Raw genomic sequence first — 8,517 nt, forward strand, 5'->3', positions numbered from 1 at the left:
GGTTGTTTGACGAATCGAAATTCGCGTAGAGGACGGCAACGCCGCGCCTCGAAACGACTCAAGGACGGGACGAGAAAAAACCCAGATAAGTTGTTCGATGCGGGTTCAATTCAGCCAAATCCGCGTTAAACATTGGCTTTGCCGATCGACTCCAGCGGCATCAGAGAGATCAACGCGCTAAACAACACGGCATTCTCGGCGGTGAACAATCCATAACATTCGTAATCCAGCGGCGTGGCGTTCAGATCGCCAAAATCATGTTCGGCACAGTTTTCCGTCGGTTTAATCAAAATATGCAAGGCATCATTGCTTTTCAATTGCGCCAGATACTGCCTGTCGACACTAATTTTGTGCGAAGTATAGACCATGGGATTACGCTCGAAATCGTGCAGCCATTTCAAGGCTTTTTCCAGCAAGGCACTGGACAGCAGCGCGCAAGGGAACATCTCCGGAAAAATCACCTTGTCCTGTAGCTCGTCGAAATATTCAGTTTGATCGCGTAACGACGCACACAGGAAATTCTTGGCGTTGCTAGTCATCATAAATTTGCGCTTTAAAAAATAGCCGTTATTCAGAAAGCAACGGTCAGGCTGGATTTTCAACTCGCCGACGCGGGCCAAATCAGGATTAGTTAGAAACAGCGGTTTGGCGGTTTCTTTTTTATAACCGATCAATGCCAAATTGCCGTCGGCCTTGACGATAATCCGGTTACTCAAACAAGGCGAAGGCTCGGATTTGAATTGCGATTCCTTAATCTCGACCTCGACCGCTTGATCCGGTTTGATGGCATTGGCAAAGGCAAACTGATAGTTGCTGAAGTTCAAGCCATGTTCGGCAATCAATTTCTGTTCGTCGCGCTGACGGCGAAAATCGGCAATTTTTCCCTCAATCAAGGATTCCAGCTGAAAACCCAGCGTAATCGGTCCGTTGAACGGGTTGCCGTTGATCTGCTGCCATTTCCGACTGTCATGAAACAAATTGAAATCATCAGTGGAATTACGGGCAATGTCGATATGCAACTGACTGAAAACATCCGGATTGGTGTGGTTCATGCTGATGGCCTCTGTTTTTACTATCGTGTATTCAGGCTGAAAGCACCTTGCTATCGCAACGCGCTAACTAATGCTCACACGGTTGATAACCGGTTTAAGCTTATCGGTTAAGTCCAAATCGTTTCCATAAAACTTGTCCACAACCAGATCCCACTGCTGTTGAAAACATGTGGGACTATCACCTCACAATTTGTGGATAAGTAGCGATCAAAAAACCGTTTCGGGTTTATCCCCAAACAGTGAACAACCAGAAAACCCAACCGATAACAGCGTTAATAAGTTTTAATCAATTGAATTTAAAATAAAAAACAGTGTTTTCCACAGATTATCGCGTGCTAATAGTAATAATAAAATAAAGATATTTAATAAAGTTATTATTATTGCTGCGACCATAATAGATGAACAATGCCGATTCACCAGGTCCGTTAGAGAACTAATCCTCCGATTGCATTTGTTCGGTAAGGCTCTTCGGCAGCTTCTTTTTGACTTTAACGCCTAACTCTTCAAAAGCGCTGGCTTGGCGCAGCAGGTTTCCGCTACCGGTGCTGAGTTTGTTGACGATGCTGTCGTAAGTTTTGTGGACGGTATTAAGCTGATTGCCGAGTTTTTCTATGTCTTCTACAAACCCTCTGATTTTGTCGTACAAACTGCCGGCCTTATCGGCAATCAGTCTGGCGTTCTCGTTTTGCTGTTCGTAACGCCAGATGTTTTGCACGGTGCGCAAGGTTGCCAGCAAAGTGGTTGGGGTGACGACGACGATTTTATGCTCGAAAGCATCGTTGAACAGTTTTTCGTCGGCCTGAAATGCGGCCATAAAGGCGGCTTCGATCGGCATGAACAGCAACACGAAATCCAAGGAGCGCAGGCCTTTCAGGCTGGAATAATCCTTGTTGCTTAGACCTTTGATATGGTTTCTAACCGCTTCGGTGTGCTGTTTCAAGGCTTCGATGCGTTCGCTGTCGTTGTCTGCCGAGCAATAGCGCTCGTAAGCGACTAGCGAGACTTTGGAATCGATGATCACATCCTTGTTTTCCGGCAAGCGAACGATCACATCAGGCTTGAACAGGCGATTGTCTTCGTCACGAAATGCACCTTGGGTTTCATATTCTATGCCTTTGCGCAAACCGGATTGTTCCAGCACCTTTTCCAGAATCATTTCGCCCCAGTTGCCTTGGGTCTTGTGGTCGCCTTTCAACGCTCGGGTCAGGTTCAAGGCTTCCTGATTCATCTTGGCGGTATCGCGGCGCAACGAAACAATTTCCTCGCGCAGAGAAATCCTGTCCTTGGTTTCGTTGTCGTAGACGCTTTCGACGCGGTTTTTGAATTCGCCGAGTTGCTCCTTAAGCGGCGCGACCAAAGTTTCGATGCTGACTTTGTTGTGTTCGGCAAACTGCTTACCGCGTTCTTCAAATATCTTGTGGGCCAGATTCTCGAACTGGGTTTTTAGCTGATTTTCCGCGTCTTGTAACAAGCGGATTTTCTCCGCGTTGCTCTTATGCTGTTCCTGCTGGCGGGCATTGAGATCGGCGTTTTCGGTTTTTAAGTCGAGCAGTTGTTGTTGCAAGGCTTGCAACTCGGATTCTTTTTGCGCCAACAGCAAAACCCTCTCCTCGGCCACCGCCAATTTGACGGCCTGCTGTTGGAGTTGCTGTTGTTGCTGCTCCAACTGGCTTTTCAAGTCCAGTTGCCGCTTACCGCTCAGCCAAGCGCAAACCGCGTAGCCAAGCAGAGCCGCAAAAGGTATAGCCACCAGCACCATCCATATCCCTGTTTCCATCAGAACCTCTTCTTTATAAAACTTGCGGATTAGCGCGGTTTGATGGATAGATCACCAATCGTAAAGCCGATATCAAATCCCTTTCCTCTGCCCAGCATAACCAAGGAAATTTCGCCTCGGGTCAATACTTGCCTATCCACCGAGTTTTTAAACCCAAAGTGATTGCCCAGCGAAACATAATCGCCAAATAGCTCGCTGATATATTTTACGTCGGTGAAATAGGCTTCTCCCTCGATGACGGAATAGCCAATCGTAAAGCCAATGCTTTTTGAGGACAGCGTCACCTGAGCCTTTTGTCCATTACGACAAGTTATTTCCCCAGTACCATCATATTGTTTATAAGCCAGCGAAAACCCCTCCAACTTGTAGGTCATGCTGCAAGTACCCAGTTTCTTTTCGCCAAATTGCTCGTTAAAGTCAATTTCCGGTTGGCTGGCTTGACTGGTATCGTCGGCTTCCGGCACAGCCGGTGTTGGCGTTTCCGGTGACTGTGGAGACGGAGCTTCACTTAGCGGATGGGTGACAAACTCTGCATGGCTCAAACCTGAAAACGCAATGGATAGACAGACCGCATAAATCAGCTTCAACCTGGTAATCGGCCGCTTGGCTAACTTGAAATGTCGATACCCGTGTTTTTGTCCGCGGGCTGGTAAACCCGATACGCTGTTGTTGAGCTGCTTATTCATCTGTTTCGTCCAATTCAGTTAAAGACTGTTGTTTTCTGGCTATATCGGGAACGATTGTAATAAACCGTGAAAACACACCTGAGGGACACCTCAGGTTTGGGTCACTGGATGCCGTATCGGAGCTTGGATTTCTAATCCCTCGCGTAGATCATTGCCGCAGTGACCCACCCTCGATCAACGATCGGACAGTCTCTTCGGCCCGGATTCCGGCAGCCTGCATTCACAAGGCAGATCATTTGAGGTTTTCAATGTCCCAATATTATCTCGGTATCGATGTTGCTAAAGTCAAACTTGATTGCGCGCTACGCCTGCCTAGCGGTAAGTTTCGCGCCAAAGTCATCCCCAATTCATTCGAAGGCTTTGCGACGTGGTTAACAGCCCAAAAGGCCGATTCGGCTATTTATTTGGCTTGACTTGGATAACAGTATCTACGCGGGCTGGAACGATTGTATAGGCTTGGAACAGTTTGTTATAAAACTTTGTTAAATTTAAGTCGTGCCGATCGGACCGGTCGAGGATGGTTGAGTTTGGCCGGATTTTACGCGGCCGAACTAGCGTGACATAATGAGGCTCACTATTGAAGTTAGTGAATACTTGAGCGGGCGGGCAGATTCCCCCTTAAAGGCTTGGCAGTCGTCTTGTCCATCCTGCGTAAATCCGATTCGTTAATATAAACAGGATTGCATGATGCAAAACCCGATCTTGAGCAGATGTAAATGGGCGTTTGTCGTATTTTTATCGGCATTTACCCTCTTCCCCCCGGTCACCTTGGCTGGGGGAGACCCTGGACTGGAAAGCGTGAGCAATACCGAATTGATAGCGCTCGTGCAACAATTAAGCAGCCGATTCTTTGAGGGCAAAGTTGCGGTCGCCTCCCTTGAAACCGAGCTATCCGCTAAGGCGGAACTGGCGGAGAATAAAGAATCTTGGCAGATAAAAAGCGACAAATACAACGTAAGAGTGATTGCCAAGGCCAAAGCAAAAAGCGCGGAAATTAGCGAACTTTTGTTCTATCCCGTTAATATTCGGCAACTGGCGCTCAAAGATCTCACAAAAATTTTCGGCGATTCGCGGGTTTTCATGCGAAGTAAAACGACATGGGTCGAGTTTGATTCGCCTAAAACTCAAAACAATAGGCACTATACGATTGTTGCCCAACTCTACGCGCCGCCCGAGAGCGAAGTGTCGCCGGTTATCGCGCTTAAGCTCGGGTTGGAGTAGAGCCTTGCAAGCACCGCTTTGCATCGCATTGAGACTGACCAATTAACGATGGTATTTGAAAAAAGGCGTAGATTATGGGAGAGCTTCACTTTTACCCAGGACAGCAACTGCTTGCAGTCATTGAAAATGGAAAGGTCACTAAACGATTCGAGGCTTGGGGTGGGCCGGAGCACGGTGGTAGCGATCCTAACATGGCGGAAATTCCCACAACTCCTGGGACCTACATCATTCATCATACGCATTCGTACTCTACCCCATCATGGCCGATGTCGAAGATTAAGTGGGGTACTCCACTAAAAGATGTCGGACAGGTAAAGGACGACGTTTGGTATCAATTGGCAAACGGTAGCTGGGCATCGGTAAAAAAGGACATCGGCATCAGCCGATGCGGATTTAAAAAAGTATTACAAGGCGCTATATAACATCGATAAAGTGCCCGATAAATGGGTGTTTAACGACTTTGGCCCCGTCGCGGTCAGATATTTCAAGGATTTAAACGGCAATAAGAAGATGGATGGCGGAGAAGTCCTTTCTGGTGAGATGATCCATACGACTCCGGATAACGAAGCGCAATTTGCAAACGGCGATCCAGTGGTTTTGGTTCCTTCGCATGGCTGTATCCATATCCGGCCGCAGGATAGGAATGTTATGGAGGGCATGGGTTTGTTTAAGAACGGAATAGTGTTTAAGGTCCATTCCTACAAAGAATTATTGAAATAAGGTCTTATTATCGAAGATGACAATATCGGCAAAGTGCGGATGTTATCCAGCCTGCCTGGCGGCAACCCTTCCACTTTCGGTAATTTCGATACTCTGAACGACCCGTGCCGTCGGCTATTTGGCTTGTTCGGTAGCTCGCTTAGTGGATTGGGGGTAGCCGCAGACGCAGCAGCATGACAGCCTATGCGATGCCGGTAGCCGAGAGATGAGTGCCGGTGTAAAGCTTATCCCACGGCCACCTTCAATCAGGGAGGCTTTATCTGACGGTCTTAGCTTATAAGCATTAGTTTTGAGCCGGTACGATGTCTCGGATGCTCCGCCTTACCCTGCCGGCGGAGCACTCAAATTTTCCTGGTTCCCAGGCGCTGCGTGGGAGCCAAGATTTCACCACGCTGCGGCGAAAAAGCCCGCAACGCGGGCGTGCCCTGCATTCCCACGCGCCGCGTGGGAACTAGGAGTTTCTCGGTCACAGAGTCTTGAATACAACGGAAGCTGCGTTCAATGTGGCTTCGCTGTCGGCGTCGGTATGTGCTGCGGAGACAAAGCCGGCTTCAAAAGCCGACGGTGCCAGATACACACCTTTGTCCAACATGCCGTGGAAGAAGCGTTTGAACCGGTCCTGATTGCACTGCATCACTTGCGCGAAACGGCTAATCTGTTTTTCTTCGCTGAAAAACAATCCGAACATGCCGCCGACCTGATTGGTCGTGAAGGCGATGCCGGCCTGATCGGCGGCAGCTTGCAAGCCAGCCAATAGTTTTGCGGTTTTGGCTGTCAAGGCCTCGTAGAAGCCTGGCTGATTGATCAGTTCCAGGGTTTTCAAACCGGCGGCCATCGCCACCGGGCAGCCGGACAAGGTGCCGGCCTGATAAACCGGACCCAGCGGCGCCAGATATTCCATGATCTTGCGGCTGCCACCGAAGGCGCCGACCGGCAGGCCCCCGCCGATGATCTTGCCCAGCGTGGTCAAATCCGGTTTGATGCCGTATAGGCCCTGCGCGCCTTGCAAACCGACGCGGAAGCCTGTCATCACTTCGTCGAAGATCAACACGCTGCCGTACTGGTCGCAGACCTCGCGCAAGGTTTCAAGAAAGCCCGGCTCGGGCGGAATGCAGTTCATGTTGCCGGCCACCGGCTCGACAATGATGCAGGCGATCTTATCGCCCAATTCGGCGAAGGTGCTACGCACCGCATTGCTGTCGTTGTAAGTAAGGGTAATGGTGTCGGCGGCGACCGAGGCGGGTACGCCCGGCGAGCTGGGGACACCGAAAGTCAACGCGCCGGACCCGGCCTTGACCAGCAAAGAATCGGAATGGCCGTGATAACAGCCTTCGAATTTGACGATCTTATCCCGGCCAGTGTAGCCGCGCGCTAGGCGCAACGCGCTCATGGTTGCTTCGGTGCCTGAACTGACCATTCGCACCAATTCGATGGATGGCAGCATTTCGCAGACTTTTTGCGCCATCACAGTTTCGATTTCGGTCGGTGCGCCGAAGCTCAAGCCTTTTTCGGCAGTTTGTTTGACCGCTTCGATCACGTCCGGATGGGCGTGGCCCAAGATCATCGGCCCCCAGGAACCGACATAATCGATATAACGCTTGCCTTCGCTGTCGTAAACATAAGCGCCGGCTGCATGGTCGAAATACACCGGCGTGCCGCCGACGCCGCTGAAGGAACGTACCGGGGAGTTGACGCCGCCGGGGATATATTGCTTGGCTTGGGAAAATAATTCGGAAGATAGTGTCATGGGGATGATGAATTGGATAAATCGGGTAGGTTGGGTTACCGCTCGATAGAAGGTAACCCAACACGTCGGCCTTGAATGTCAGGTTGTGCTTTATCTAGCCAACCCAACCTACATTGTTATTGTGGTTTGCCGAATAAATGCGGTCCTTTCGGTTGCGGTTTGTTTTGCAAACAAAAATAGGCGGCAGCATCGAATTTTATCTGTAGAGTATGGGTATCTTCATGATCCTCCAGATATTTCTCGGCATCGATTTCCGACAGATCTTTCATGATATGTTCAGCAATACAGTCGCAGCTTTCTTGAAAGCGTTTTTCGTCGACATCTTTATTATTCGAATTTTTCAGTTCCCGGGCGACACATTTAGCGGAAAATTCTTTTTCGAATTGGCGTTTCTCGGGTTCGGTGGCTTCGCCACTATCGACCCGATGCACCACTTTGGTTTTAGCGGTTCCGGCACTGGTTTTGGGTGCTTCCGCTTCGTCGCTGGAGCAACCGCTGCTGACAATAGCCAGAGATGAAATAATCAACATCGCCAGGAAATTAGGCATTTTTCTAGTTTTCATAAAGTGTCGTAAGTTTTAGTTGAGTAAATTCTGAAGCAAGGGCGCCAGGGTTTGTTGTTGTTGGCTTTGCAGTAGACGGTTAGCGATGATGACGCTTTTCAGTTGATGCAAGGCTGTCGCGAAATCGTCGTTGACGATCAAATAATCGAACTCGGGATAATGACTCATCTCGGTAACGGCATCGCTCATGCGTCTGGCGATCACCTCGGCATCGTCCTGTCCCCGGTTTTGCAGGCGCTGCCGCAATACTTCGACCGACGGCGGCAGGATGAAGATCGACAAACTCTCCGGCAACATGCGTCTGACTTGTTGAGCGCCTTGCCAATCGATTTCCAAAATCACATCCAGACCTTGCGCCAGATTGTCTTCCACGGTTTGTTGAGCCGTACCGTAGAAATTGTCGAAAACCTGAGCGTGTTCCAGAAACGCTTGATGTTCGATCATAGTTTTAAAGTCGTCGGCCGAAACAAAAAAATAATCGACGCCGTCCTGCTCGCCGCTGCGCATCGCACGAGTGGTATGGGATACCGACACCGCCAAGCCGTCCAGCTCGGCGGTCAGCCTTTTGACCAGACTGGTTTTACCGGCCCCGGACGGCGCGGAAATAATATAAAGTTTGCCCGTAATCATCTGTGTTTATAAGGGTAATCCATGCGGCCGTCATTCTTTTCTGTTCACGGCCAAGAGTCAAGCCCTAAGCGGCCACTGTGGTATCATGCAAGGCCTTTCTAAGCCCCCTTCTTGAATGCCG

At 49.7% G+C, this 8,517-nt stretch carries 10 protein-coding genes; 4 read left to right on the forward strand and 6 right to left on the reverse strand.

Annotation, left to right across the window (positions count from 1 at the left end; all coding sequences use genetic code 11):
• Positions 1 to 125 precede the first annotated feature (125 nt).
• The 3 genes from QZJ86_RS21435 to QZJ86_RS21445 form a co-directional block, all read right to left on the reverse strand.
• Positions 126 to 1,052, reverse strand: a complete 927-nt coding sequence (locus tag QZJ86_RS21435; RefSeq protein ID WP_301935618.1) for a hypothetical protein — start codon at positions 1,050 to 1,052, stop codon at positions 126 to 128.
• Between the two features lie 433 nt (positions 1,053 to 1,485).
• Positions 1,486 to 2,829 (reverse strand): DNA recombination protein RmuC, encoded by a 1,344-nt coding sequence (locus tag QZJ86_RS21440; protein ID WP_301935619.1) that lies wholly within the window; start codon positions 2,827 to 2,829, stop codon positions 1,486 to 1,488.
• 29 nt (positions 2,830 to 2,858) lie between these two features.
• A complete protein-coding gene (locus tag QZJ86_RS21445) occupies positions 2,859 to 3,515 on the reverse strand; it encodes a hypothetical protein (protein WP_301935620.1) in 657 nt (218 codons plus the stop codon).
• 248 nt (positions 3,516 to 3,763) lie between these two features.
• Between QZJ86_RS21445 and QZJ86_RS21450 the strand changes: the two genes are divergently transcribed.
• From QZJ86_RS21450 to QZJ86_RS21465, 4 genes are all read left to right on the forward strand, one after another.
• Positions 3,764 to 3,928 (forward strand): hypothetical protein, encoded by a 165-nt coding sequence (locus tag QZJ86_RS21450; protein ID WP_301935621.1) that lies wholly within the window; start codon positions 3,764 to 3,766, stop codon positions 3,926 to 3,928.
• Positions 3,929 to 4,199: 271 nt separating this feature from the next.
• On the forward strand, positions 4,200 to 4,736 hold the full coding sequence (locus QZJ86_RS21455) for a hypothetical protein (RefSeq protein WP_301935622.1): 537 nt from the start codon (positions 4,200 to 4,202) through the stop codon (positions 4,734 to 4,736).
• A 74-nt stretch (positions 4,737 to 4,810) separates the two neighbouring features.
• Positions 4,811 to 5,158 (forward strand): hypothetical protein, encoded by a 348-nt coding sequence (locus QZJ86_RS21460; protein ID WP_301935623.1) that lies wholly within the window; start codon positions 4,811 to 4,813, stop codon positions 5,156 to 5,158.
• Positions 5,159 to 5,168: 10 nt separating this feature from the next.
• Positions 5,169 to 5,456: a L,D-transpeptidase family protein gene (locus QZJ86_RS21465; RefSeq protein WP_301935624.1), complete on the forward strand. Its 288-nt coding sequence runs from the start codon at positions 5,169 to 5,171 to the stop codon at positions 5,454 to 5,456.
• Between the two features lie 466 nt (positions 5,457 to 5,922).
• On the opposite strand, the gene hemL is transcribed toward QZJ86_RS21465, so the two are convergent.
• From hemL to gmk, 3 genes are all read right to left on the reverse strand, one after another.
• Positions 5,923 to 7,203, reverse strand: coding sequence for a glutamate-1-semialdehyde 2,1-aminomutase (hemL, locus tag QZJ86_RS21470; protein ID WP_301935625.1), 1,281 nt, complete (start codon positions 7,201 to 7,203; stop codon positions 5,923 to 5,925).
• A gap of 116 nt (positions 7,204 to 7,319) precedes the next feature.
• Positions 7,320 to 7,766, reverse strand: a complete 447-nt coding sequence (locus QZJ86_RS21475; RefSeq protein WP_301935626.1) for a hypothetical protein — start codon at positions 7,764 to 7,766, stop codon at positions 7,320 to 7,322.
• A gap of 15 nt (positions 7,767 to 7,781) precedes the next feature.
• Positions 7,782 to 8,396 (reverse strand): guanylate kinase, encoded by a 615-nt coding sequence (gene gmk, locus QZJ86_RS21480; RefSeq protein WP_301935627.1) that lies wholly within the window; start codon positions 8,394 to 8,396, stop codon positions 7,782 to 7,784.
• Positions 8,397 to 8,517 lie beyond the last annotated feature (121 nt).

Source organism: Methylomonas montana (assembly GCF_030490285.1).
In the GTDB taxonomy this organism is placed as follows: Bacteria; Pseudomonadota; Gammaproteobacteria; order Methylococcales; family Methylomonadaceae; genus Methylomonas; species Methylomonas montana.